Below are 26,401 nucleotides of genomic sequence, written 5' to 3' on the forward strand. Positions count from 1 at the left end.
ATCCCGCCGTGGATGGCTACCCGCCCTCGAACTCCACGCCGGTGATTTCGAAGCGCGCACCCCCGTTCGTGCCTTCGGTGACGCGGATCTCCCATCCGTGTGCTTCGACGATCTCTTTGACGATGCTCAGTCCGAATCCGGTGCCTTCGGGGGACGACGAGTAGCCCGCTTCGAACACCTCGTCGCGATCGCTCTCCGGGATTCCGGGACCGTCGTCCTCCACGTAGAACCCGTCCTCGTCGTCGAGTTCGCCGATCCGCACCGAAACATCTGCCCCACCGTGTTCGGCTGCGTTTCGAAGGAGGTTTTCGAACACCTGTTTGAGGCGGTTCCGGTCGGCCAGCACGGTTCGCTCGAGGTCGACGACGACTGCCGAGTTGTCGATTTCGACGTTCCCGGCACAGCCGTCGATGAGAGCTGGGAGCTCGACCCGCTCGCCGGTACTCACTGACGTTCCTTCCCGGGCCAGCGTGAGGAGGTTCTCGATCAGCGTTTCTATCCGACCGTGCATCCGCTCGACGTGGTCCAGATGGTCGCTGTCACACTCCTCGCGAGCGAGTTCGAGCCGTCCTCGGGCGACGCTCAACGGGTTGCGCAGGTCGTGAGAGACCACGGAGGTAAACTCCTCGAGTCGCTCGTTTTGTCGTTCCAGTTCCCGCTCGCGCTCGGTGCGATCGGTGACGTCCCGGTACACCCACAGGTGGCCCTCGCTTTCCGAGAGTTCGATCGGACGGTAGCTCCGCTCGAACGTTCGTCCGTCCGCCAGTGTCAGTGGCTCGTTGTCGACTGGGTCACGGTCGGCGATCAGGTCGTCGATGCGCTCGACGAATTCCGTGGGTCGTTCGAATTTCTGGCTGACGTCGCGGGCAATCCGATCACAGTCCTCGCCGACGAGTTCCTCGGGACTGGCCGGGAACTCGAACAGCTCGAACAGCCGCTCGTTGGCGAGCAGGACGCGACGCGACTCGTCTTCGACGAGGATGCCCTGCGGTAACGCGTCGAACAGCGTCGACAGCACCGCGTTCGTGCGTTCGAGCTCTCGAACTTGCTGTTCGTCCGTGATGTCCACGAACAGTCCGTGGGTTCCGACGATCTCACCGTCCGTATTCTGTCGGGGTGACGCGCGCATGACGGTGAGCAGTTCCTCGCCATCGCGTGTCACGAGGGTCCGCTGTTCCCGGACGAAATCGCCGTCGAGTGCGCGTCGATACCCGTCCTCCGAGAGGAGTTGTTCCGCCGACTCCGTGGTGTAGTAGTCGGCAAGCCGGGTGTCGGACAGTTCCTCGCGAGTGTATCCGAGCCGATCGGCGAACGTCCGGTTGCAGTCCTCGATGACCGGCCCGTCGCCGGTGGCCCGAGTGGACACGAGCATCACGGGAGCGTCTTGGAACAGGGTGCGGTACTGGTCGGTGTACTGCTGTTGGAGTTCGATGCGCCTGTGCGCATGAGCGATGGTCTCGCCGAGGTTCGACAAAAGCTCCCGTTCGTGTTCGTCGAACGCGTACTTCGTGTCGGCGTAGACGTTCAACACGCCGTACAGTGTGTCGTTATAAATAAGGGGGACTGCCGCGCTGGATCCGTAGCCGTATTCGAGCGCCCGGTCGCGCCACGGTTCGTACTCCGGGGTCTCCGGGATGTTCTGGAGCACGGTTAACTCCCTGTTTCTGATTGCTCTCCCGGTCGGTCCCTGTCCCGTCGGACTGTCGTCTGCAGTGATCTCGAGTCCCTCGAGATATCCGTCTCCGGTCCCGGCGGAGGTTCGAGGTTCGACGGTGTCGGTGTTCTCGTCGTACTCGCCGATCCAGGCGAACCTGTACGGCTCGGAGTCGCTGATGATCTCACAGACGCGTTCGTCGATCTCGTCCCGCGTCGAGGCACGAACCAGCGCCCCGTTGATGCGCCTGACCACGACGTTGATCCGGTGTTCCACTGCCGTCTGCTCGCCGGTCCGAGTGTCCTCGACCGCGTTCCGGATTCGGGTTGCAAGCAGTTCGTGTGGGTCGTCCCCGGCGCTCGTCTGGAGGTAGTCAGTCACACCGGCGGAGATCGCCTCGCTCGCGATCTCTTCGGATCCATTGTCCGGACGAAGGACGAACGGACAGGTCGACTCACGCTCACGAACAGCGTCCAGGAGCTCGATTCCATTCGTCTCCGGCAGCTCGTGGACGGCGACGACACAGTCGACGTCCCGATCGGACAGTACCGCCAGGCCGTCCGCGGCGCTGCTGGCGGTCAGCACGGTTATCTCCCGGTCCACTCCTTCGATGGCTGTCCGGATTCGCTCGGACCGCTCCCGATCACCGTCGACGTACAGCACCTGGATCGGCTCAGCAACTGGACGCATCTGTCATCTCCCACGCTCGTTTCATGAGTCGATCGTTACAGTTGTCGTCTGGCGGTTACGGCGACGGAACGTAAAGATACTGAAAGGCAGTTAGCTCCGGCGCTGGATCTCCTCGCGCAACACGTCGCTTACGAGTTCGCCGTCGGCCTTTCCACGGAGCGCACCCATACACTCGCCCATCAACCCGGAGAAGGCACCCATTCCCTCCGATTCGATCTGGTCGGCGTTGCGTTCGACCACCTCGACGACCGCTTCTCGAACCTCGCTTTCGTCGACTCCTGCGACGCCCGCCTCGTCGATCGCATCCTCGAGTGACAACACCGGATCGTCCGCGAGAGTCCGGAGCACGTCTTCGACACCCTCCTTCGCGAGGTCGCCGTCCTCGACGAGTTGCAGCACCCCGAGGTAGTGGTCGTCCTCGAGGTTCTCGACGGCCACGTCATCGCGACGGAGCTCGGTCGTAGTGCTCTCCAGAACCGAGGCCGCGAACGTCGCATCGACGCCCGCCTCGACGGCGGACTCGAACAGCGGCATTCGCCGGCCGTATGCAACCTGTCGGGCCAGTCCCTCGTCGAGGCCCAGCTCGTCGCGGTAGCGCTCGACTTTCTCGGTGAGCAGTTCTGGGGTCTCGACGTCGGAGGGATCCGGCTCGACCGGCGGTACGTCGGTCTCGGGGTACATCCGAGCCGCACCGGGGAGCGGTCGGAGGTATCGTGTCGTCCCGTCGTCGTTTGCACCCCGGGTTTCCTCGGGCACGCCTTCGAGCGCCGTTTCCGCCCGTTCGGCGACGGCGTCGATCGCCAATTCCGCGGTCTCTGTGCCGTCGGCCACGATCGCGACCGCATCTTCCGCCCCGGCGTCGACTGCCTCCCGAAGCGCCTCGACTTCGGCTTCGGTCACCCCGTAGGCCGGGAGTTCGTCGGTGTGGAAGATCCCGCCTGCGCCGTGGCGTTTCGCGTGATCGGAAAACTCGGTTCCGAGACGGCGATCGGGCTGGATCTCCCTGCCGACGAGCCCGTCGAACCCTTCCAGACGGACCGCGTACACGCTCCCGCCGTCATCGACGGCACCCCGGACGACTCCCGAGTCGGTGTCGTCGAACACGTCGGTCACGTTGACGGGATCGGCGACGCTTGCGCCCCGATCGGCAAGTTCGTCGGCGATCTCCAGCAGCTCCACTTGACGCCGCACCTCGAGCTCCACGATGTCGGCGATCTCGCCGAGCTCCTGGACGCCCTTGATCTCCACGCGGGCCCCCTCCGCGATCGAGACGTTGACGTCCTGTCGAATGGTTCCCAGACCGCGCTTTACGCGGCCGGTCGACCGGAGCAGCATTCCGATCCGCTCTGCGGCCTCCTGGGCCTGTTCGGGGGAGCGAATGTCGGGCCCGGTTCCGATCTCGACGAGCGGGATCCCGAGCCTGTCGAGGCTGTAGACGACACCGTGGTCCCGCTCTTCGACGCGCTGTGCCGACTCCTCTTCGAGCAGGAGATCGACGATGGAGATCGCGCCCTCGCTCGTCTGGATCTCGCCGTCCTGTCCGAGCAGCATCGACCGCTGGAAGCCGGAGGTGTTGGAGCCGTCGATGACGAGCTTTCGCATCACGTGCGCCTGGTCGACGACGTCGACGTCCAGCAGGCTGGCGATCTGTAGCGCGACCTCGAGCGCCTCCTCGTCGACCCGACGGGGTGGCTCGTCGTCTTCCTCGACGAGACAGGTGGTGTCGTACGCGAGGTACTCGAACTCCCTGTCGACGCGGCTCTCCTCCAGTGCCGCGTCGTCGAGTTCTCCGAGTTCGCTTTTCGTCGGGTGGAGATACCGGGTGATCGTCCGCTCGGCCTCCTCGGGTTCCCGCAACGCCGTCGGCGAATCACAGAAGAGCTTGGTCTCGGTGTCCAGCTGCTGGTGGATCTCCAGGCCGGCGACGAGCCCGAGATCCCCGTAGTCGTACGCGGAGTCGCTGTCGGTCATTATCGGACGTGTGCGGTCGGACGGTAAAAAGGTGGCTCGATACGCTTTCCGGCCGCTCGCTGTCGGTGGCTGTCGTTCCGTTTCGGCGGCCGTCTCCCGATGTCTACTACCTTTAGTCGCCGATAAAGTAGTTTATACCCCACATAAAGTATTTTATAAGCGGTGTCAGTTGTTTCACTTGTACGTGTGACAACCTCATGTACCGAACAATTCTCATCCCGACGGACGGAAGCGACGAGGCCGAAGCTGCTGCCAAAAAAGGTGTCGAGCTCGCCGCCGAGCTCGGCGCACAAGTCCACGCCCTGCACGTGATCGATCCAGAGGTGGGCGGGCAGCCGTTCAAGTTGCAACGCAAAAAAGAGGGGATAGAAGAGCTTCGCGAACACGGTCTCGAGATGACGGGTCGGATCGCCGAACTGGCCGAGGAGGCAGGCGTCGACTGCGAACAGGCGGTCGAACAGGGCAAGCCCTACGAGGCGATCGTCGACTACGTCGAGGAGAACGGACTCGACGCGATCGTCATGGGGACGCGGGGACGCGGCAACATCGAGAGCTTCCTCGTCGGCAACGTCACGGAGAAAGTCGTCCGGACCGCGGACGTTCCGGTGATGACAGTTCGTAAATCCACGAAGCCGGTGTGACGACGGGAGCCGGTGTGACGACGGGAAACCGTCCCCGTCGACTTATGTAGGAAAGCGCCGAAATCCCCCGTGTGAACAGCGCTGTGTCATCCCGCTCCGGGGACGAAACGGGGCCCGATCGGCCCGGATCGCGGATCGCGACGACGGGAAGGCTGGTACGGGAGGTCGTAGCCGTCGTTCGCGACCAGCAGGTCACGTTTCTCGCTGCCAGCGTCGCCTACTACGCGTTCGTCTCGCTTTTCCCGGCGCTTCTGCTCGTTGTCGCTCTCTCTACGACGTTCTTCGGCGAACGGATGGCGGCGACGCTCGTGAGCCTCGTCGCCGGGATTATCACGCCGGAAGGCGAACAGATAATCCAAGGGGCGATCGCTGGGGCGGAAGGCCGGGTCGGGGCAACGGTCGTCGGCGTCGTTGGACTGATCTGGTCGGCACTGAAGGTGTTTCGCGGGCTGGACGTCGCCTTCATGCGCGTGTACGACTCCGAGAAGTCGATCGGGCTCCTCGACGAACTTCTGGATGCCGTTCTCGTCGCCGCAAGCATCGGCCTGGGGGCGGTGCTCATGGTTGTCACGGCGGGCGTGGTTGCCGCCCTGAATGTGGGTCCGCTGTTCGGGATCACGAGCGTGCTCGCGTTGCCGATCGTGCTCGCAGTCGTCTTCTTCCCGCTGTATTACCTGCTTCCTTACCCGGAAGTGACGGCTCGCGAAGTGCTTCCCGGAACGATATTCGCCGCGGTCGGCTGGACGGTGTTGCAGGCGGGGTTCCAGGTGTACGCCGGCGCGGCCGGACAGTATCAGGTGTACGGGCTCGTCGGCGGTATCCTGTTGATCGTTACCTGGCTGTACTTCGCGGCGATCGTGCTCCTGGTCGGGGCCGCGATCAACGCCGTGCTCGACGGAGATGGAGACAGCGAACCGCCATCTGAGGGCGACTCGTCGCCCTCGCGAGGGATCAGCCGGTTGCGTGATACCTTCACCAACCGGGAGGGGGTACGACGACGGCCCGACGGGTCGACGGACCGGCAACTACAACAGTCCCCCGTTCGTGTGGGGGGACGTATGGCGGACGACGACCGCGACGATGGCGAATCGACGGAGGGGTCCGACGACGCCCCGTCCGCGGATCCGACCGACGGCGTGAGGGGCGCCCCCGACGTGGCGGCGATGCAAACGGAGCTGGAGGAGCTGCGCGCCCGGCTCGAGGAGTTCGAAGGTGACGTCGAACGGCGGACCGTCGAGAAGCCGGAACTCGAGGCCGAACTGAAACGATATGTTCGGTCCCGCCTCCGGCGCGGACACGCTCGAGGGTGGGGGCCGTATCTGGTGTTGCTGTACGGGGTTGTTCTCACCCTCGGGGCGTTTTATTATCTCTCGGGCGGCTGGGCGATCGCCGCGATGATCGTGCTGTTCCTCTCGACACTCGGGCTGTACGTGCTGTTCGTGCTGGTCGGTATCGGCTTGAATGCGCTGGGAACCCCGTGGAAGGCGATCGATTTCGTCCGCGAGAGGCGGTAACGCAAACGAGCCGGAGATCACTCCCCGCCGCTGCGGAAAAGCGTCAGCTCCTCGACCTCGTAGATGTTGATCAGTTCGTTGATTATTTCGTCGTACTCCTCGTCTTCTTCCCGGAGGCGGTCGAGGCGGTCGATCGTTTCCTCGTCGAGGTGAACCTGGGGCATCTCATCTGCGGCAACGGTGGCCGGCGATAAAAGGCTGCGGGTGCGGGCCGGTTTCGGCGGCTGTCGTGTCGACGCTGTCGGCCGATAAGGCGTTCAGTCCGCGACGGCAGGTTCCGGCGTCTCCGCCGTTAGTTCCCGGAGATACCCCTGGAGATACGCGCCCAGGAACATCCCCGCGATGCCGTACAGAATGATCACGTTCCCGATACCCAGGCTGGCGTACGCCGCTCCCGGGCAGATCCCGGACAGGCCCCAGCCGACACCGAAGATTCCGCCCCCGAGGATGACGTTTCTGTCCATCGACTTCAACCGCCGCCGGTACGGGTCGCCGGTAAGCGGCGCGCGCCTTCCGGAGCGGACCAGCCCGAACACGGAGATCCCGACGACGACCGCCGCCCCGCCCATGACGAAAAGGAGCCCGAGATCCCGAAACTGCAGGAACTCGAGGACGATCTCCGGCCGTGCCATCCGACTCACTGAAAGCCCCGCGCCGAAGATAACGCCCCCGAGGAAGACGGTGGGGAGAAACAGCGGATGCTGGTCGCGACCGCCGTCGGTTTCCCCGGAGCTTCCCTCTTCGGCGGTCGGACTCACGGCCGCACCCCCATCGCGAACACCAGTTGCGCGACGCCGATCGCGACGAGCATGAACACGGCGACGTTGAGGATCGACGTCCGGGAGCCGGAGCCGACTCCACAGACCCCATGTCCCGACGTACAGCCCTTCCCGAGGCGGGTCCCGACGCCGATGAGGATTCCCCCGACGAACAGCCGCCACGGCTGGACGTCGGTCAGCCAGCCGAACTCGCCGGCGACGACGGAGTAGCCCGCCGCGCCCGCGACGATCCCGAGTGTGAACACTACCCGCCAGTCACGGGAGCCGACGAACCGCGGCTGCTGGAACCGCCGGAGCCGGGAGGCGTACGACAGCGTCGATTCGAGGAACGTGCTCGCGCCCGCCGGGATCGCCGTCGCAGCGTAGATGACGACAGTTCCCAGCCCGATGAGCAGTCCGCCGAGGAGGTAGTGTTCCCACCCGCGGGGGAACAGCTCGGAGCCGAGAAGTCCGATCCCCAGCTCCCCCAGTTGTACGGTCGATTCGATCATCGTTTCCCGTCAGTGAGGGACCGACGTTCAAAAGTTACACGTCCAGCGCACCGGTTGCCGCCGTCGACGACGCGTCATTCGTCGGTCCGTTCGCGATACAGTTCGCGAAACACCAGCGTCGGAAACAGCGGTTCGATCCGGCTGGGGGGTCGTCCCCGGCTTCCGGACGCTTCCGCCGGCTCTCGGTCCAGGATGCCTTCCTCGGCGAGTTCGTACAGCATCCGCCGGACGGTTCCCGCAGAGAGTTCGATCCCGGAAGACGTGGCGAGCGCGTCGGTCGCTTTCGTCACCGACGTCCGGTCGTCACGGGGGAGATCGACCAGCGCGGCGAGCACGCGCTGCCAGTTCTTCGGTAACGAGAGCACCCGTCCGAGCGCGATACACGGGCGGGGAACGGCGTCGATGCCGGCGTCGAGATCGGACGGTCGGATCGTGTCGGTACCGTTCCGTTCCGCGAGGACAGCACTGCCGAACACCGCAGCCAGGGCGTCGTGTGCGTCGCCCTCGGCCCAGACGGCGAGTTCCCGGAGCTGTTCGTGGGTCACCGCGTTTCGGGAGAGCCCGGCGGACGTGCGGTCGGTGAGGACGTCGACCATCGCGTGACGCCGGAACGCCGGAACCTCGACGACCTGGTCCGGCTCGGTCGAGTACACGTCGGGGGAGTCCCGACCGATACCGATCCAGACGAACGTACCCTCCACGGTGGCGAGCGTTTCCGCGACCGACGTGAGGTCGTGTGTGCGCGGTTCCCCGACGTGATCGACCGCGACGACGACGCCATCGCGGCCGTCGATCTCCCGGGAGATCTGCTCCCGGATCCGTCCGGTGCTCACTCCCTGGGTGGGTGCGGGACGATCGAGCAGTCCGTTCAGCACGGCCGCAAGCAGGGCGAACTCGCTGTCCGCATCGCGTGCGTCGACGTACACGAACGGTGGCGTCTTCGGACGCTCGGTTCTCGTCGTCGTGTGGATGCCACGGTGTTGTTCCCGCGAGACGCCGGCGAGGAGATCGAAGGTGGCTTTCACAAGCGCGGTTTTGCCGGCTCCTTTCGGCCCCCAGACGTACGTCGACGGGGGAAGCGCCCCCGAAAATGCCGGCTCGAGTGCGTCCAGAATCCGCTCGAGTGAAGCCTCGCGTGCGACAGGCTCCGGTGGATGAGACACCGGACTGACCGCGGCGTAGTCCCGGACGAGCTGCCGGCTCCGGTTCCGCCGTAGCCGTCTGGTAATTCGTTCCTCGAGGTTCATCTGTCGGATGGATGTCGGCGTGTAGCCGTGTTCGATCTCACTCGTCCGGCTCGATCGCCCAGCCTTTCGCACGGTCGACTGCTTCCTTCCAGCGGTCGTACCGCCGTTCGATATCGCGTCTGTCACCGCCCGGTTCGAAGGTCCTGTCGATCCGCCAGTTCTCCCGGAGCTCGTCGAGGTCCTCCCAGTATCCGACCGCGAGGCCGGCCGCGTACGCCGCCCCCAGCGCGGTCGTCTCGTCGACTTCCGGTCTGACGATCTCCGTGTCGACGATGTCGGCCTGGATCCCACACAGGAAGTTGTTCTTCACCGCGCCGCCGTCGACGCGAAGCTGTTCCGGCTTGACGTCGGCGTCGGCGGCCATCGCCTCGGCGACGTCTCGCGTCTGGTAGGCAATCGACTCGAGGGTCGCCCGCACGAGATGTTCCCTCCGGGTGCCGCGGGTCATGCCGACGATCGTTCCCCGCGCACGCTGATCCCAGTGGGGCGCACCGAGGCCCGTAAACGCCGGAACCAGATACACTCCGTCGGTCGATTCGACTGATCGTGCGAGTTCCTCGGTCTGGGCCGGATCCTCGATCAGATCGACGTCCTCCAGCCACTCGATCGCCGCGCCGGTGATGAAAATCGACCCCTCGAGGGCGTACTGGATCGGCTCGCCCGAACGCTGGAACGCCACCGTCGTGAGCAGGCCGTGTTCGGAGTCGACTGCCTTTTCGCCGGTGTTCATCAGGAAGAAACTCCCAGTACCGTAGGTGTTTTTCGCCTCGCCGGGGGTGAAACACGTCTGTCCGAACAGCGCCGCCTGCTGGTCGCCCAGCGCGCCCGCGACGGATACCTCCGCGCCGAGAAAGCCGTCCGGATCAGTCGTCCCGTAGGTCTCCTCGTCGGAGGAGGGCCGAACTTCCGGGAGCATCTCGCGGGGCAGCGAAAACTCCGCGAGCAGCTCGTCGTCCCACTCCCCAGAGCGGATGTCGTACAGCATCGTCCGGGAGGCGTTCGTCACGTCGGTCACGTGCTCCCCCGTGAGGTTCCAGATCAGCCACGTGTCGATCGTCCCGAACAGGATCTCGCCGTTTTCGGCCCGTTCGCGGACGTCCTCGTGGCGTGCGGGTTCCACCTCGATCGGGTCGGCGTTCTCCAGCAGCCACTCCGCTTTCGTCGCCGAAAAGTACGCATCGGGCTCTAGTCCCGTCTTCGTTCGGATCTTTTCTTCCCAACCGTTTTCGCGCAACTGTTCGACCCGTTCCGTGGTCCGTCGGTCCTGCCAGACGATCGCGTCGTGGATCGGCCTCCCGGTCTCCCGCTCCCACAAAAGCGTCGTCTCCCGCTGGTTGGTCACTCCGATCGCTGCCAGTTCATCCGGCGCAACGGACGCCTTCGAGAGCGCACGCTCGATGACCGCCCGTGTGTTCTTCCAGATCTCTTCGGGATCGTGTTCGACCCAGCCCGGGGAGGGGTACAGCTGCTCGTGTTTCCGGTACGCGTTTCCGACGACCGTGCCGTCGTGGTCGAACAGCATGAACCGCGTCCCGGTCGTCCCCTGATCGATCGCTCCGACGTATCGTTGCATGGTTCGTTACGCTCGGTGAAGCGTCATCGATAACTGTCGTGGAACGGGGCCATAATCTTTCCCCTGACGCGGGTCACCACGGGGAGACCGCGCTGCAGGGTCGTTGAAACGAGATATCGTTATCGACGCTCCGGAATCGGAGATAACATAAAGTGCGTGCGGACGAACGTCGAAACGGAAATGACCCAATCAGCCGACGTGATCGTCGTCGGCGGCGGATCGACTGGCTGCGGGATCGTCAGGGATCTGGCGATGCGCGGGCTGGACGCCGTCCTCGTCGAGAAGGGGACCCTCACCCACGGGACGACCGGGCGGATGCACGGACTGCTCCACAGCGGAGGTCGCTACGCGGTGTCGGACCGCAAGAGTGCCCGGGAGTGTATGGCCGAAAACAGGATTCTGCGGGAGATCGCCGGACACTGTATCGAAGACACCGGCGGGCTGTTCGTAAAGCGGCCCGAGGACAGCGAGGAGTACTTCGAAGAGAAACTCGAGGGATGCAAAGCGTGTGACATCCCGGCGGAAGTCATCTCACGCGAGGAGGCCCGACGTCGAGAGCCGTATCTCGCGGGCGACGTCGACAAAGCAATCACCGTTCCCGACGCGGCGATCGATCCCTTCCGGCTCTGTGTGGCCAACGCTGCGGATGCGGAGAACCACGGCGCCCGGATCGAAACCCATGCAGAGGTCGTCGACGTACTCGTCGAGGGCGGCGAGGTCGTCGGCGTGGAAGTCGAACACGACTCGGGGCCGGGGAAACGAGTCCACCGGACGCCCGGGACGACCGAACGCATCGAGGCGGACCACGTTGTGAACGCGACCGGGGCCTGGGCCGGACGGATCGGGGATCTCGCTGGGGTCGACATCGAGGTCAGACCGTCGAAGGGCGTGATGACGGTGATGAACGTGCGGCAGGTCGACACCGTGATCAACCGGTGTCGACCCAAAGGCGACGCCGACATCGTCGTCCCCCACGAGACTGCGTGCATCCTCGGCACCACCGACGAGGAGGTCGAGGATCCCGAGGAGTATCCCGAAGAGCAGTGGGAAGTCGACCTGATGATCGACACGCTCGCGGAACTGCTCCCGGTCCTCCGGGAGTCTAGAACGCTGCGGTCGTTCTGGGGCGTGCGACCGCTTTATGAGCCCCCCGGAACGGGAACGGACGATCCGACCGATATTACGAGGGACTACTTCCTGTTGGATCACGACGACCGCGACGACCTTCCCGGACTGACGACCGTCGTGGGGGGCAAGCTCACCACCTACCGCCTGATGGCCGAGGACGTCGCCGACCACGTCTGCGATCGCCTGGGTGTCGACGCCGACTGCGAAACCGCCGATCACCCCCTCCCCGGATCCGAGGAGCCCGACGCCCTCGAGAGATACATGAACCAGTTCGGGCTCCGGTCGCCGGTGAGCCGACGGAGTGTCCAACGGCTCGGATCGCGATCGCCCGACGTGCTCGACACCGACGGGCCGAACCCGGTGATCTGCGAATGTGAGGCGGTCACTCGCGCGGAACTCCAGGACGCGATCGCGCAGGCAGGATCCGACTTGAACGGCGTCCGCCTCCGAACCCGGGCCTCGATGGGGAACTGTCAGGGCGGCTTCTGCAGCCATCGAATGGCGGCAGAACTGTATCCGGAGTACGGGGAGGCGATCGCCCGGGAGGCGCGCGAGGAGTTGTACCGCGAGCGATTCAAGGGCGTCAGACACTCTCTGTGGGGCGAACAGCTATCGCAGGCGATGCTCACGCACATGCTCCACGCGACGACGATGAACCACGACTGTGATCCCGCTGGTCGGCGGGACGTACGGAAAGAAGAGATCGACTTCGACGCGTTCGACCCGGGAACCGAACGCGGCACGTCGGGAGGGAGTCATGGGGCTTGAAAGCGACGTGCTCGTGATCGGCGGCGGACTCGCGGGGACGACCGCGGCGATCTCGGCCGCCCGGGAGGGTGCAGACGTCAGGCTCGTCTCCCACAAAAAAAGCACTCTCCGACAGTCATCCGGGCTCGTCGACGCACTCGGATACGTCCCGAAACGCGAGGATGGCGAGTCCGATCTCGGTTCCGGTTCCGGTTCTGGTTCCGGGTCTGGATCCGAGCGAGCTTCCGAGTCCACGCTCCGCGGCCCGGTAGTGAATCCGTACGACGCGATCGAAGACCTTCCCGAGGAACACCCCTACTCGATCGTCGGCTCCGAGGCCGTCGCCGAGGGGTTCGCGCTGTTCGACGAGCTCGTCGGCGACGCCTACCGGGGGGGACACACCGACAGCAACGCGCTCGTACCGACGTTCGGCGGGACGGTCAAACCGACCGCGCGCTACCCGGCGGCGACGGCGGCCGGCGTCGCCAGCGACGAGCGCCCGATGTTCGTCGTCGGGTTCCGGTCGCTTTCGGAGTACGACGCGGGCGCGCTCGCCGACGGGCTGTCGGCGTCCGGCGTTCCGTTCCCGGTGGCGGGCGCGGAGGTCAAGTTCGCCGAGGCGTTCCGGGACGACGCGAAGATCACCCGCTTTGCCAGGGCGCTCGACGACGACGAGCCGATCGACGGTGTTCCGGCCCGAAAAGCGCTGACGACGGCAGTCGAACCGCAGCTGGCGGAGTTCGCCGATTCGGTGGCTGACGCGTCCGACATCCGGGTCGGATTTCCGGCGTTTCTGGGCGAGGACCGTGCCGACCAAATCCGGGAGGAACTCGGAGATCGTCTCGGTGCGGAGGTGTTCGAGATCCCGATGGGGCCGCCGAGCCTTCCGGGTCTCAGGCTCGAGGACCTGTTGCTCGAGCAACTGGACGCGGCGGGAGTCAGCTTCGAGACGGGTGTAAGAGCCGTCGATCGAACGGTCGGCACGGACGGCGCCGTCGAGACCGTCGTGGTCGATCGGAACGGAACGGGGGTCCCCTACGCCGCCGACGCCGTCGTTCTCGCGACGGGTGGGCTGATCGGAAAGGGATTACAGTCGGATCGAAAACGCGTGACGGAACCCGTCTTCGACTGTCCGGTCGCCCATCCGGCGGATCGATACGACTGGTTCCTCGACGACGCGTTCGGCGACCACCCCTTCGCCAGGTTCGGCCTCGCGACGGACAATCGGCTTCGACCCGTCGATCCGTCCGGCGACGGCGAGCCGGAGTATCCGAACCTGTTTGCCGCCGGCGCGGTGCTCGGCGGTGCCGACGTCGCTCGGGAGAAGTCGGCAAGCGGCGTCTCGCTGGCCACCGGCGTCGTCGCCGGGAGGGGTGCCGCCGCGGTTGCAAACGACACCACACTGGAGGCAAACCGATGAGCAACCACCAGCCACCGTGCGACGACGACGCGGTCGAACCGATCGAGGTGTTCCCCGAACGGGAACTGGACCTCAGGGCGGGCGCCGACGCCTGCTACAAGTGCACCACCTGCGAGACGTCGTGTCCGGTCGCAGCGGTCGACGACGAGTTCCCGGGGCCGAAGTTCCAGGGGCCCGAACAGTGGCGTCTCAAGCGAAAGGAGGACGCGGACATCGACGACTCGATCCTCTCGTGTTCGAACTGCCTCCGCTGTGATAGTGCCTGTCCCTCGGAGGTACCGCTGGCCCAGATGCACAACGAGGCCAGGGGCGAATACGTCGACGAACAGATGAACAAGTTATCCCGGGAGTACCTCAGAAACCGGATCCTGGCGAACTACGGCCTCCTGGCTAAAGTCGGTAGCAAGGTCCCGAGATTGGTCAACTTCGTGATGGGACTGAGCGTGACCCGGAAGCTCAACGAGAAACTGCTCGGGCTTCCGAGCGAGCGGGAGTTCCCCGCGTTCGCGACACAGACGTTCCGGGAGTGGTGGCGCGAGCGCGGCGGTGCGCAGGTCGAAAGCGACGACAAACGGGTGGCGTACTTCCACGGCTGTTACTCCAACTACAATACGCCGGAGGTCGGCAAGGCGATGGTCCGGGTGTTCGAGGAGTTCGGCTACGAGGTGCTCGTCCCCGAACAGCGGTGTTCGGGCACGCCGATGTTCGCAAACGGGATGCTCTCGGACGCACGGCGGGCCGCCGAAACGAACGTCGAATCACTCGCGGCGGCGATCGACGACGACGCCGACATCGTCGCTTCGTGTACCTCGTGTTCGCTCTCGTTGCGCAAGGAGTATCCCGAACTGTTCGACATCGATCGAATCGACGACGTCTCCGAGCACACCTACGAGGCGCTCGAGTATCTCCGGATCCACGAGGATCTGGAGTCGGCAGTAACCGACGCCGAGGTCGACCATCCCGCGCTGGCGTATCACGCGCCCTGTCACGCCCGAAACCAGGGGCTCGACCGACAGGCGGTCGAACTGTTCCGCGAGGTCGACGGCGTCGCGATCGAGGACGTCGGCGACTCCTGTTCGGGGATCTCGGGTACGTACGGCTGGAAAGCCGAGAAGTACGAGGCGTCGATGGCGATGGGCGAGGAGATGTTCCACCACATGGAGCAGTCCGACGGCGAGGTCGGGATGACCGAGTGTCCGACCTGCGCGATGCAGATGGAACACGGGACCGGCTACGAGATCAAACATCCTCTGCAGGTGCTCGAGGCAGCGGTCGTATCGGAGTGACACGGTTCGGTCCGGGAGACCGGTTCCATCCGGGAGACCGGTTCCATCCGGGAACTGTTGGCCTGATTCGAACCCCTATCCTCTTATTCGGTGACCTGTGAGGGCGGGGTATGTTCGGGGACGTCTCCGACCGCCTGGTGGACGACGGGGCGATGCGCGGCTACGGGGCCGCGGTGACCCCGGGGCGTCGGGGACCGATCGCGTTCGTCTGTGGGTACGACGGTAACAATCGGCTGTATCAGCCGGCGGCCGGTTCCGACGGCGGAGACGATCTGGTCGACGTCGCGTGTGGGATCGTCGCCGATTCGGGGCGTCACGCCATTGGCGTCGCGGCGGCCGATCTCGACGCCGACGGCTGTGAGGAGCTGTACGTTCACAACACCGACACGTTCGGAGGGGTGACCGCCGACGGGGACCTGCTTCTGGATCGGGCGGCTGCCGACCGCGACGTCTGGCGGGACGTGTTCGCCCTCGAGGTGAACGAGGGCCGGGAGAACTTCCGCTCGGGTCGGTCGGTCGCCGCGATCGACCGGTTCGGAACCGGACAGTACGGCGTGGCGATCGCCTGCTACGGAAGCGAACTCAGGTACTACGAACTCGGCGAGGACGGGGAGCTCACCGACATGGCACCCGCGCTCGGCGTCGACGTCACCTGTGGGGGGCGGTCGGTGTGTGCCGGGCCGCTCGTCTCCGACGGAATGGACCTGTATCTCGGGGTCGATGGGGGTCCGAACCGCCTGTTCGAAAACGGCGGCGGGAACTTCTCGGAGGTCGACTCCGCCGCCGAACTCGCGGATCCGGACGGGAACACGCGGGGGCTCGCACTCGTCGGGGCCACGGATCTTCCCGACGGCGAAGAGCCCACTCGGTCGTCTATGCCTGCGGCCGCGGGGGCGTTCGAACTCGCGGTCGGCAACTGGGAGGGCCCCGGCCGGATCTTTCGGCCGGGGAAATCGGGGTTCGAAGACGTGGCCCCGTCGGAGTTTGCCCGTCCAGCCTCCACGCGGACGCTGATCGCGGCCGACTTCGACAACGACGGACACGTGGAACTGTTTCAGAACTGTCTGGGCGAAGCGAACGCGCTGTTCCGTCGGCGACTCGACGGCTGGACGGAACTCGATCCGGGGGACGCGCTCGAGCCGACGGGGTTCGGGACTGGGGCGGTCGTCGCCGATTTCGACGACGACGGCACACTGGAGTTGCTCATCGTCCACGGCGAAGTCGCCGCCCAGCCACCCAGCCTCTATGCGGTGGAAAACGACAACGACTGGCTCCGGGTGGCACCCACGACGGCTCACGGAGCGCCCGCACGCGGTGCCGTCGTCGAACTCGAAACGGACGAAACCCGGAAACGACGTCTCGTCGACGCAGGCTCCAGCTATCTCTGTCAGTCGGAACCAGTCGCACATTTCGGACTGGGCGGGGAGACCCCCCGACGACTGCGTGTGTGGTGGCCCGGCGGATACGAGACGACGGTCGACTCGCCCGAGACGTGTCGCGAACTCGTCGTCGAGCATCCGCGACGTCGATAGTGGATCGACGGGCAGCGATCGATGGCCGAATACTAGGTAATTATATTTACTATTACTCAAAAGTATAGTATTAGATATGTATAGTATTACATGTCTGTTTAATTGTCGAATGGTGGTCACGTTTAGTCTAACTCTGTTTTGATTTCCTCAACATACGGGGAGCTGCCGCCACAGTTACATCGAACTGATCTCGACAGCCCTCTCGAGCGTTTGATGATGGCGATACGGTTCTGGAGTTCATAACATTGGATATATCCCCGATATTGGGGTTATTTCTGTAATTATTGGAGGTCATCGAGTTTATCTAGTATCTTTTGTTGTGCAGAGAACGGCGACGAGACCGCTATAGAATCACCTGATAAGGCTCGATCGACGAACTGGACACTGCTCGACCTTTCCGAGTGGGCAACGATTATCTATCGTGGATGTACTCTCAGTAGACAGAAATCCCTAATATATCAATATCAATGTTATTATTCAAATAAGATAATTATGGCGAACTGATGTCGGTAATGAACTGATCTCGATGATTTCGGTATTTTCTCTCCGTGTATTCCTGTTATTGACTCCCGGCAGGTTCCGTGATCTCCGGGAACGTAAACAGCAGGCCGAGAATTCCCTGGAACGCGAAGATGACCATCGCGACGCCGAAGGCGACGGTGTATCCCTGTAGATCGATTATTGGACCGATGATAAACGGGAGTCCGACAAAGCCCCCCACATTCATCAGACTCGTCATCAAGCCGGAGGCTGCACCCACGTGCTGGGATTCGACGGGATCGGACTCCAGTCGGGGGAGCCAGGTCGGCACCTCCATGATGATCGGGAGGGCACCCCCAGCGAGATAGCCCGCGATCGCGGTGCCGACGAACAGCACAGTCACGTTACCCGTGAGCCAGACCGGGAACATCACGACACCGAACCCGACGGAGGCGACGACCAACATCGTCTTGCGACGGTCCCGTCTGGTGGCGAACCCGGGGATCGTCAACGCGCCGACGACGCTCGCGTAGGTGATCAGCGACGCGATCTGACCGCCGGTCGCAGTCGGGATGTCGTACAGCTCGAAAAGCCCAACCGGAAGCTCCCCCTGTATCGCCACCATTCCTGTGAGTCCCGCAAACAGCGCGAACGACGCGATCCACGTGTTCCTGCTTTTCACTGCCCGTTGTATCCCTTCGATCATGGGCGTTTTCGGGAGCTCGTCTCCGGGTGGGGAATCGCGCACGATCGCAAAGAAGGCGATGGCCAACACCAGAACGACACCCCCCAGCAGGAGGTTCCCGGTCGACCAGCCGGGAAGGAACGGCGCGATGATCAGTCCAGTCGAGAGGCCGCCCATCAGGCCGGTGTTGTAGATTCCCGTCGCCAATCCGGTTTCGTCGGGCGGGAACCAGACGCTCACCAGTTTCGGGAGGTTCGGCATCGTCAGTCCCATCCCCACCCCGACGAGCAACATCGGAGTCAGAAGGCTCCAGAAGCCGCCGACCTGTGAGCGAAGGAGGAAGCCGACGCCCGCGATTCCGAGACCGAGCGTTGCAGCCCGTCGAATACCGATCCTGTCGGCGACGATCCCACCCGGGATCGCCAGTATCCCTGCAACGAGAAAGGGAAGCGTCAACGCGGTTCGAAACTGTGCGGCCGTAACGCCGTACAGCTCCAGGATGTCCGGCTGCAAGGTTGGCATTACGTACCACGCCATGGCCACGGCGAAGAATCCTCCCCAGGCTATTCCGAGAATCGCCCATCGTTTCGTCGGATACGCTGAATCGTTCATGGTTGTGATTTCGACGACGGGAGCTAAACACACGCCAACGGAACCCACTCGCGTCAGGGCATGGTGGTTCGAGGCCAGCTCCCAGCTGCTATCCGAACGTGTGACCTCGTCGCCTTTAGCGATTGTGATGCGATACGGGTGTCGAAGTCAGCGAGTACATTCGCTCACGTGTTTGCGGCTATCGCGTCCCTCGCCCCTGCGTACGGGCAGTCGGGCAGTTTCGAACAACCCTCACAAGAGACGAGCCCAGGTGCCTGTTCGATGTCGGGACCGAACCCGATCACACAGCTCACTGTTTTGTTCGGTTCGACCTGTCCGGCGTCGGTCAACCGCACGCCGATCTCCTCACAGGGTAGTGAGTCGAACACGTATCGGCGGTTTTCCAACGGCCAGTTTTCAATGCCGGATCCCGGGGCGAACAGTCGGGTCGTGTTGTATCCCCGCTCGTTCGCCTCGTCCCTGAACCGCTGTCCGACGACGGCAGAAAGCCGCTGAACTGCAACGTTTTCGATCGCGTCCCGCACGAAGTCGTCGAACATCCCTTCGGCGTGCTCGTTCCCGTATTCTAGCTCCCCTGGAGTCACGACGATGTTGCCGACGAATTCCGCTTTCGTAACCGGAGCCGGCGGCGAATACGCGTGAATTCCGGAGGTCTCCGTGGGCACTCCTCTGTAGATCGCCCGGGGGTTCAGTTCCCGTTCGACCTCCGGACGGATCCGTTCGACCGCCGCTTCGAGTTGGTCTCTCGAGTTCCGGGATTTCCGCCACTTCGAAAGCGGTGGTGTTGCCAGGATGTCTTCGAGGGAAAAGTCGATCGCCACCTCCCGAAGGATCGTCACCTCCTCGATTACCAGTCCCATGTGTTCTTACAGGTCCGCTCCCCCTATACAACTATCGACCGAGCAAGAGCGCGGGAATGGATTTGGCGGTTCCTCCGTCGCCTGCTGTATCAACCACTCTCGGAAGCGAACCGCTCGCGATACGCGCTCTTGACGTTCGGAACGATCCCCTGACGGAAATTGAGATACAGGACGATCAGTAGTGTTCCGAAGATGACGAGCCTCCACTGGGGATACGACGCGAGTATTTCCTCTATGCTGACCACCGCTATCGCACCGATGACTGGTCCGGACAGCGTTCGCATCCCGCCCAGAGTCAACATGATCAACACGAGTACGTCAATACTCAAAAACGAGAACGTCCCGGGGGAGATGTATCCGGCCCAAAACGCGTAAACCGCGCCGGCGAATCCAATCATTAGAGATCCGACAGTTCCGGCGATGACCTTGTACCTGACAACGTCGACGCCAGTTGCCTCCGCGGCGAGCTCTTCTTGTCTTATCGTTTCGAACGCAAGTCCGTATCGGGAGTCGATCATCCGTGCGTACACGACGAGGAATCCGATCAGAACGGCGACAAACAGATAGTAAAACTGTATATCACTCTGTATGCCGACTCCCTGAACGGGCATTCCGACGCTACCGCCGGTCAGGCCTCTCGCTCCCGTGAGAAGCTCCATGATGGACAACTGGAGGGCCAGTGTGAATATTGCGATCAGGATAACAGTGAACTTCCGTTTGGCGGCAACGTAGCTGACCGTCCCGCCGATCATCCCTGCAATTGCCACTCCCAGCGGGAGCGTTATCCACGGCGTCGTTCCAATGGAGTTCGCTGCGATAACCGTCGTGTATGCTCCCATACCTGCGAGCCCGCCGACGAAGAGGAACAGCTGATCGGTATGGCCGAAAACAATGTTCAACGCGACGGTAAACAGTGCGAAGACGACGACGATCGTAAAGACTCGCAGTAAGTAGCCGCTGACGGCGAAAAGCGGTAAGACGGCGAAGAAAGCGAGAATGATTCCGAGCTCGGGTAGCCGACCGTTCCCTCTATCGTTCGTGAACTCCCGTACGTAGTCGATCACACTCATAGTGTGTCCTCCTTTCTGATCGCGATCGTCAACATGACTGCCAGGAACAGGGCGATCATCGCAACGTAGCTACCGATGAAATAGTTCGCGTAAGTGAACACCACTCCCAGGCCGATACCGGACATGATCGTTCCTCGGACGTCTCGTACGCCGCCGACGATTGACACAAGGAGCGCAAACACGGTCAGTTCGAACGCCGCCGCGACCGAGATCTCGGTCCCGATTCCGTAGAGGATCCCGGCTATTGCGGCCAACATTCCGCTCAATATGAAAATAACTGTTCTCATTCTCCGCACGTCAACGCCACACAGATACGCTCCTGTCTCGTCGGAGGCGATCGTTCGGGCTGCATTCCCCGAATACGTGTAATTCAGATAGATGAATAGAAGTGAGATAACGATCACACCGACGGCGATGTTCAGGATGCTCGCGCCGAGTATCGTCACACTACCGACGTCGATGCTCGAAATCCCCCCGGGAAGCGAGAAACTGCCCGGATACCGTTGGAACATCAACCCTTCGAGCGCGAGAAGGATACCGACAGTGACGAAGATCGCCACCATGATCCGCTCTTCCCCTTCCGATCGATAGACGCTGCTCAAAATGACCTGATCGATCGCGTAACTCAACACCGCAAGCGCGACGATGCCGATCACGACCGCGGGGACGACGTGGACGCCGATATTGGTCATCTCGAACACCACCGCCGCGCCGACCACTGCTAACACGCCCTGAGACAGATTTAGTACCTCCCCCAGTCCGAACACCAGTGTGATCCCGGCGCCGAGGAGCGCCCACAGCATCCCCCTCCCGATTCCATCGATCGTTATCTCGATCAGCGTCGTGAGCAGTTCCATAGTCGTGTCCTGCCGATTGTGTTCCCGCCGCACTCACGTCGTTTCGACCGCGGGGCCGTCCTACTCCCACTCATCGGGATCCAGCGGTTCGAACGTATCCGTCTCGAAGAGAGATTCCACGTAGAAGTCGCTGTCTGGATAGTACGGCGGGGAGTCGAGGTTGAACTCCAGCACCTGAAGCTTGGACTCCGTTAGCTCACCCCACTCGTTGTATTCGAGCGGATACGCGAGCAGCGAATCGAAACGGATATCGCTGATGGCGTCGCGAACTGCCTGTGGATCCGCTTCACCGGCGTCTTCGATGGCCTCCGCGACGAGTTGAGCCGTGACGTATCCGAACGTGGTGAACGGATCGAAGAACTCGCCGGTTTCTTCGAAGTATTGCTGGGCCACGTCTACATACTCGTCCGTCGTCGGATCGACCATGTGGATCTGGGTGATTCCTCTGTCGATGTCGTCTCCGAGGGCGTCATAAAAGATCGGCAACGGATCCCCGGGACCCGACGTGGCGTCCGGATCGAGTCCGACCTCCCACATCTGGGGAATGATCGTGAAGATGCCGACTGGGTGACCGCCGAGGTCCATGTACTCGATATCGTCCGGCAATGCCCGGAGCTGGCTGGAAAAGTCGTCCGCGCCGGCCGGAGCCAGTTCGACTTGCGTGTTCAGCCCGTCGATCGACTTCACGAACTCTTCGATTCCTTCCTGATACGAGTGGCCGTAGGAGTAATCAGCCACGATCGCGGCGTAGTTATCTGCGCCGATATGTTCTACGAATTCGCCGGTAGCTCTCGCGTAGTACGGTGCCGGCAGTGCCCCGACTCGGAACGTGTACCGGGTCTCCTTGTCCAGTAGACGGGGTGATGCCCCCTGGATCGGGAGGAACGGAACCTGCTGTGCTTCCGTTTCGTGTCTCACCCGGATGGAGACGTCGCTCAACACGGGCCCAGTTACCGCCACGGCCCCTTCGTCCATTTGCCGGAGTGCCGTCGTTGCGGCGGTTTCGGGATCGGATTCGTTGTCCTCCGTCGCTATCCGGAGATCTCGCCCGAGGACTCCACCGTCGTCGTTGATTTGCTGGGCCGCGTATTCGAGTCCATCCCGGATGTAGGGGCCGTACGACGACATCGGTCCGGACAACGCTGCGGTGTTTCCAATCAATACATCGTCCGAATCTTCCCCCACACATCCTGCCAAGGAAGCCGTGCCGAGCGCTGAAACTCCACCGATAGCTTTCATATATGCCCGTCGGCTGTGTGAGTAGCTACTACTCCCCATGTATGGGCCACTATACCAATTTATTATAAATGTTTGGCTATGGAACAGGCACGGGACCAGGATTTGGAACGCTGCTCGGCTCTCACGTTGGTTATTTGACTTATTTTCGGGGAGTTACGCCGAATCAGTAGACGGCTGGTTGATCTTGTGGTGGGGAGAAAACGCGCCGTTCCGGTCGACCTTCTTGCCGAGTTATAGATCTACCCGACAATTTATATATCGATAGTCGAAACGAGCGATCATGCTGACTGCTACAGGTGTTACCAAAGAGTTCGGCGGCTTGACTGCCGTCGACAACGTCGATCTCGCGATCGACGAGGGGGAGATCGTTGGGCTGATCGGTCCGAACGGTGCGGGGAAAACCACTCTCTTCCACACTTTGACGGGAGTTCATCTCCCTAATGCAGGCTCGATACAGTTTCAGGGTGAGGAGTTGGTCGGCAAGAAACCCAACCAGATCGCCAAGCTCGGTATCGCTCGTACCTTCCAGACTCCCCAGACGTTCAACGAGTTGTCCGTCCTCGACAACGTCACAGCCGGAGCGATCTTTGGGCGACAGGAATCGCTGTCCCGAAGCGAGGCCGAGCAGATCGCACGCGAGTGTCTGGAATTCGTCGACATCGAGGCCACAGAGGACGAACACGCCGGGAGTCTTACTCTCGCCGATCGAAAGTTTCTCGAACTGGCGAGAGGGTTAGCCTCCGACCCGAAGCTTATCCTCGTCGACGAGATCGGGAGCGGCCTGACGCCGACTGAACTCTTCGAAATGGCCGACTCGCTGGTCCGCATTCGAGACGAGCTCGGAATCTCTGTTTTCTGGATCGAGCACGTTATGGACGCGATCATGGGATCGACAGATCGGATCGTCGTGCTGAATCAGGGGCAGAAAATTGCCGAGGGAACTCCCGACGAGATCCAGCAGAATCAGCAGGTTGTGGAGGCGTACCTCGGTACCGAGGTGGAAGCATGACGGGAATCACCGTCGACGAACTCGACGTTCACTACGGTGACCTCCAGGTACTGTGGGACGTCTCACTCGAGATCCGCGAAGACGACTCGGTCGTCGCGATTGTCGGTCCGAACGGCACCGGGAAGTCGACGCTTCTCAAGACGATGTCGGGCCTCATTACGCCGACCGACGGTACGGTAGAAATTTTCGGAACCGACAGTCGTAACTTATCCCCCAGCGAGATCGTCGAACGCGGGTTCGTCCACGTCTCCGAGGAGCGGAACCTATTCGGCGACCTTTCCGTGTACGAGAACCTCAAAATGGGTGCCTACACCGAACGCGAAACCTTCGAAGAGACTCTCGAGGAAGTGTACGACATGTTCCCGATACTCGAAGAGCGCAACGACCAGAAGGCGGGAACCCTCAGCGGCGGACAGCAGCAGATGGTCGCGATCGGCCGGGGATTGATGGCCAAACCCAAAGTGCTCGCACTCGACGAGCCGTCGGGAGGGCTCGCTCCCCAACTGACGAACCGGGTGTTCGAGAAGGTCGACGAGATCAGCGACGACGTCACCATCGTCTTGGTCGAACAGCACGTCGATCAGGCACTCGATCTAGCGAATCGCGCGTATCTCCTGGAAAACGGCCGCATTGCGACGGAAGGAACCGGCCAGGAGCTGCTCGAAAGCGACCGCGTCAAGGAAAGTTACCTGAGCGGGTGATCGTCCGAACTCACCTTCCTCGAGAAAGGACCCCTTCAGCGTGTTTTTCGTCATCAGTCGGTCGCCGGAGAGGAGTCGGAACCCACGTCGTGATCTTGGTCAGTCAGGTCCCCCTCCCGCCACGTGCCGCGCTGGTACCAGAGATACGCGACGGCGGCACCGCCGACGTTCGAGATCGCAAACGCGATCCAGATCCCGGTTTCGCCGATCACCCCGGCGGTTCCCCAGGCGATCGGGAACCGGAGGATCCCGAGCATGACGATCGCGATTCCCGCGACGGTGAGCGTCTTTCCTGCCCCACACAAACTCCCCGAATACGCCCGCATGATTCCGATGAACCCGAACGTCGGCGCGACGTATCGCATGAATTCACTGGCGGCGTCGACGACTGCCGGATCCGGCGTAAACAGGCCGGCGATCGGCCGCGCACCGATCCAGACGACGACACCGACGACAGACATGAGACCGAAAAGCGACACCGCCGCGATCCTGGCGGACGCTCCCGCCCTGTCGGGCTTTCCCGCCCCGAGGTTCTGTCCGCTCATCGTTTCGACGCCGCGGTCGACGGCGACGGCGGGCAGGAACACCAGTGAGAACACGCGCGTGGCGATCCCGTATCCGGCGACGACGGGGGTCGCGAACCAGCCGACGACGAACAACAGCAGGTTTTGAGAGATCGCACGCGAGACGCCCTCGACGGCTGCAGGTGCCCCAATACGGAGGATCCGTTCGAGGAACGAGAGATCCGGAACCATGTCCGTCAGATTGACCGTGACGCCGCGATCTCCCCACACCATGATGTACATCCCGACGCTCAACCCGAGCGCCCTGGAAAACACCGTCGCATACGCGGCGCCAAGGATTCCCAGCTCCGGGAACGGTCCCCACCCGAAGATGACGAACGGATCCAGGACGATGTTCAACACGACGGTCCCGAACATCACGAGCATCGGCGTAATCGTTTCCCCGTAGCCCCGCATGAGCGAGTTGAACACCATGAACCCGAACATGAACACGAACCCGAGCGAGACGACTTCGAGATACCCCGTCGCAAGGGGCAGGACTTCCGGGGAGGCGCCCAGCACGAAAAGGAGCGGTTCCGCGGCGAGATAGGCGGTTCCGCCGATCAGAAACGACCCGATGAGGGCGTAGACGACGGTCTGGGATGCGGCGTACTCCGCGGTCCGGTGCTCCTCTGCGCCGGTGTACTGGGCGACGAGCACGCTCCCGGCGACGGCGATCCCCATTCCCAGCATCAAAAGGAGGAACACCGGAGGCCACGCGAAACTGATCGCAGCGAGTGCGTTCGTGCTGTACTGGCCGAGCCAGAACGTGTCCGCGAGGTTGTACGCGACCTGAAACAGGTTGGTCAACACGAGCGGCAGCGACAGGAAGAACAGGGGCTTTCCGATCGAACCCGAAACGAGATCGATCTGCTCGCGTCCACGGAACACGTAGCCGACGAGATCACGGAGGGACATTTATCGAACACTCCTCGCAGGGCTCATCCAAAGCTATCCAGATCTTACATCGAGGTATTGTTAAATCTTGAGATACTGTCCCGAATCCAAGCGCCCACTGTCGGAACGCGACGAACGAAACGGCGTTCGGGATGGATCTCCTCGGGCAAGAAGGAGCGTATCGTAAAGATATTTTGATACTATCGCATCGAATATTTGTTCGACGTGAGTGAAACACGCCAATTACACGTTGTCGATACAGTTCAGGGGTTATTACATATGTCGTTTCGGGGAAGAGAACGCAAATGCTGCTGGTCGAAATTCCTGGAACGGAAATTCGTCGCGGCACCAACTGTTTCGGTAGCTTTCGACTATCGGCACGCTCTGGCGGGTTTTCGGCAGTAACACGATTACAATAGTCGTTGATTCCGAGATTATTGCGGAATACCGTTGGAGAGATCAATTCACCGTCCGACGATGTCGAACATTTACCCGTTGCATCGAGGAATCCCTCTCTTTCAACGGAGACCGTGTCAGGTCGGTGCCGGAGACGGACCACTACCGAACACAAGTGGATATTACAAAATTACGGAAGTAATGGAACGGGGCGGCGAAGAATCCCAACAGACGGGTTCCGAATCGAGCGGTGTACTCACGGCGATATGAATTTCGTTCTCGAACCGGCCAGTGTTCCGGTCGGGATACACTCCCACAGCCGGCCGATCGGGATACACTCCCACAGCCGGCCGATCGGG

The 26,401-nt window shown here is 62.5% G+C and carries 21 protein-coding genes; 8 read left to right on the top strand and 13 right to left on the bottom strand.

The window, feature by feature from the left end; genetic code table 11:
- Positions 1 to 16 precede the first annotated feature (16 nt).
- Positions 17 to 2,344, bottom strand: a complete 2,328-nt coding sequence (locus tag RH858_RS11885; RefSeq protein ID WP_310561949.1) for a GAF domain-containing protein — start codon at positions 2,342 to 2,344, stop codon at positions 17 to 19.
- Positions 2,345 to 2,434: 90 nt separating this feature from the next.
- The gene (gene gatE, locus RH858_RS11890) at positions 2,435 to 4,315 is read right to left on the bottom strand and encodes a Glu-tRNA(Gln) amidotransferase subunit GatE (RefSeq protein WP_310561950.1); all 1,881 of its coding nucleotides are present in this window, start codon (positions 4,313 to 4,315) and stop codon (positions 2,435 to 2,437) included.
- A gap of 197 nt (positions 4,316 to 4,512) precedes the next feature.
- Between gatE and RH858_RS11895 the strand changes: the two genes are divergently transcribed.
- Together RH858_RS11895 and RH858_RS11900 are read left to right on the top strand one after the other, a co-directional pair.
- Positions 4,513 to 4,956, top strand: coding sequence for a universal stress protein (locus tag RH858_RS11895; RefSeq protein WP_310561951.1), 444 nt, complete (start codon positions 4,513 to 4,515; stop codon positions 4,954 to 4,956).
- A gap of 134 nt (positions 4,957 to 5,090) precedes the next feature.
- Entirely contained in the window at positions 5,091 to 6,470 is a 1,380-nt protein-coding gene (locus RH858_RS11900; RefSeq protein WP_310561960.1) for a YhjD/YihY/BrkB family envelope integrity protein, read from the top strand.
- Between the two features lie 17 nt (positions 6,471 to 6,487).
- Here RH858_RS11900 and RH858_RS11905 read toward each other — a convergent pair whose 3' ends face one another.
- The 5 genes from RH858_RS11905 to glpK form a co-directional block, all read right to left on the bottom strand.
- Positions 6,488 to 6,634 (bottom strand): hypothetical protein, encoded by a 147-nt coding sequence (locus RH858_RS11905; protein ID WP_259533046.1) that lies wholly within the window; start codon positions 6,632 to 6,634, stop codon positions 6,488 to 6,490.
- 93 nt (positions 6,635 to 6,727) lie between these two features.
- Positions 6,728 to 7,228, bottom strand: a complete 501-nt coding sequence (locus tag RH858_RS11910) for a DUF6691 family protein (protein ID WP_259533045.1) — start codon at positions 7,226 to 7,228, stop codon at positions 6,728 to 6,730.
- Positions 7,225 to 7,740, bottom strand: a complete 516-nt coding sequence (locus tag RH858_RS11915) for a YeeE/YedE family protein (RefSeq protein ID WP_259533044.1) — start codon at positions 7,738 to 7,740, stop codon at positions 7,225 to 7,227. The genes RH858_RS11910 and RH858_RS11915 overlap by 4 nt, the downstream gene beginning before the upstream one ends.
- A 74-nt stretch (positions 7,741 to 7,814) precedes the next feature.
- Complete coding sequence (locus tag RH858_RS11920) at positions 7,815 to 9,059, bottom strand: AAA family ATPase (protein WP_310561952.1); 1,245 nt, start codon at positions 9,057 to 9,059, stop codon at positions 7,815 to 7,817.
- Positions 9,025 to 10,560 carry a glycerol kinase GlpK gene (glpK, locus tag RH858_RS11925; protein WP_259533042.1) on the bottom strand — a complete coding sequence of 512 codons (1,536 nt, stop codon included), beginning with the start codon at positions 10,558 to 10,560 and terminating at the stop codon, positions 9,025 to 9,027. Before glpK ends, RH858_RS11920 begins: the two co-directional genes overlap by 35 nt.
- A 180-nt stretch (positions 10,561 to 10,740) precedes the next feature.
- On the opposite strand from glpK, the gene glpA reads away from it, so the two are divergent.
- The 4 genes from glpA to RH858_RS11945 all read left to right on the top strand — a co-directional run bounded on the left by glpA (position 10,741) and on the right by RH858_RS11945 (position 16,673).
- Positions 10,741 to 12,456 carry an anaerobic glycerol-3-phosphate dehydrogenase subunit GlpA gene (gene glpA / locus RH858_RS11930; protein ID WP_259533041.1) on the top strand — a complete coding sequence of 572 codons (1,716 nt, stop codon included), beginning with the start codon at positions 10,741 to 10,743 and terminating at the stop codon, positions 12,454 to 12,456.
- Positions 12,446 to 13,855: a glycerol-3-phosphate dehydrogenase subunit GlpB gene (gene glpB, locus RH858_RS11935; protein WP_259533040.1), complete on the top strand. Its 1,410-nt coding sequence runs from the start codon at positions 12,446 to 12,448 to the stop codon at positions 13,853 to 13,855. The genes glpA and glpB overlap by 11 nt, the downstream gene beginning before the upstream one ends.
- Positions 13,852 to 15,141: an anaerobic glycerol-3-phosphate dehydrogenase subunit C gene (locus tag RH858_RS11940; RefSeq protein ID WP_259533039.1), complete on the top strand. Its 1,290-nt coding sequence runs from the start codon at positions 13,852 to 13,854 to the stop codon at positions 15,139 to 15,141. Before glpB ends, RH858_RS11940 begins: the two co-directional genes overlap by 4 nt.
- Positions 15,142 to 15,251: 110 nt before the next feature.
- Positions 15,252 to 16,673, top strand: a complete 1,422-nt coding sequence (locus tag RH858_RS11945) for a CRTAC1 family protein (protein WP_259533038.1) — start codon at positions 15,252 to 15,254, stop codon at positions 16,671 to 16,673.
- A gap of 559 nt (positions 16,674 to 17,232) precedes the next feature.
- Here the strand turns inward: RH858_RS11945 and RH858_RS11950 are convergent.
- The 5 genes from RH858_RS11950 to RH858_RS11970 form a co-directional block, all read right to left on the bottom strand.
- Positions 17,233 to 18,450 (bottom strand): MFS transporter, encoded by a 1,218-nt coding sequence (locus RH858_RS11950; protein ID WP_310561953.1) that lies wholly within the window; start codon positions 18,448 to 18,450, stop codon positions 17,233 to 17,235.
- Positions 18,451 to 18,614: 164 nt separating this feature from the next.
- Positions 18,615 to 19,310 (bottom strand): hypothetical protein, encoded by a 696-nt coding sequence (locus RH858_RS11955; RefSeq protein ID WP_310561954.1) that lies wholly within the window; start codon positions 19,308 to 19,310, stop codon positions 18,615 to 18,617.
- An 89-nt stretch (positions 19,311 to 19,399) separates the two neighbouring features.
- On the bottom strand, positions 19,400 to 20,380 hold the full coding sequence (locus tag RH858_RS11960; protein WP_310561955.1) for a branched-chain amino acid ABC transporter permease: 981 nt from the start codon (positions 20,378 to 20,380) through the stop codon (positions 19,400 to 19,402).
- Positions 20,377 to 21,237, bottom strand: a complete 861-nt coding sequence (locus tag RH858_RS11965) for a branched-chain amino acid ABC transporter permease (RefSeq protein ID WP_259533034.1) — start codon at positions 21,235 to 21,237, stop codon at positions 20,377 to 20,379. Before RH858_RS11965 ends, RH858_RS11960 begins: the two co-directional genes overlap by 4 nt.
- Positions 21,238 to 21,297: 60 nt before the next feature.
- Positions 21,298 to 22,422 (bottom strand): ABC transporter substrate-binding protein, encoded by a 1,125-nt coding sequence (locus RH858_RS11970; protein ID WP_310561956.1) that lies wholly within the window; start codon positions 22,420 to 22,422, stop codon positions 21,298 to 21,300.
- Between the two features lie 334 nt (positions 22,423 to 22,756).
- Between RH858_RS11970 and RH858_RS11975 the strand changes: the two genes are divergently transcribed.
- A complete protein-coding gene (locus RH858_RS11975; RefSeq protein ID WP_259533032.1) occupies positions 22,757 to 23,485 on the top strand; it encodes an ABC transporter ATP-binding protein in 729 nt (242 codons plus the stop codon).
- Positions 23,482 to 24,186 carry an ABC transporter ATP-binding protein gene (locus tag RH858_RS11980; protein ID WP_310561957.1) on the top strand — a complete coding sequence of 235 codons (705 nt, stop codon included), beginning with the start codon at positions 23,482 to 23,484 and terminating at the stop codon, positions 24,184 to 24,186. The genes RH858_RS11975 and RH858_RS11980 overlap by 4 nt, the downstream gene beginning before the upstream one ends.
- Before the next feature lie 53 nt (positions 24,187 to 24,239).
- Here the strand turns inward: RH858_RS11980 and RH858_RS11985 are convergent, their stop codons facing one another.
- The gene (locus RH858_RS11985; RefSeq protein WP_310561958.1) at positions 24,240 to 25,667 is read right to left on the bottom strand and encodes an MATE family efflux transporter; all 1,428 of its coding nucleotides are present in this window, start codon (positions 25,665 to 25,667) and stop codon (positions 24,240 to 24,242) included.
- Positions 25,668 to 26,401: the final 734 nt, after the last annotated feature.

The sequence above is a fragment of the Halalkaliarchaeum sp. AArc-GB genome, assembly GCF_031432225.1.
GTDB lineage: Archaea > Halobacteriota > Halobacteria > Halobacteriales > Haloferacaceae > Halalkaliarchaeum.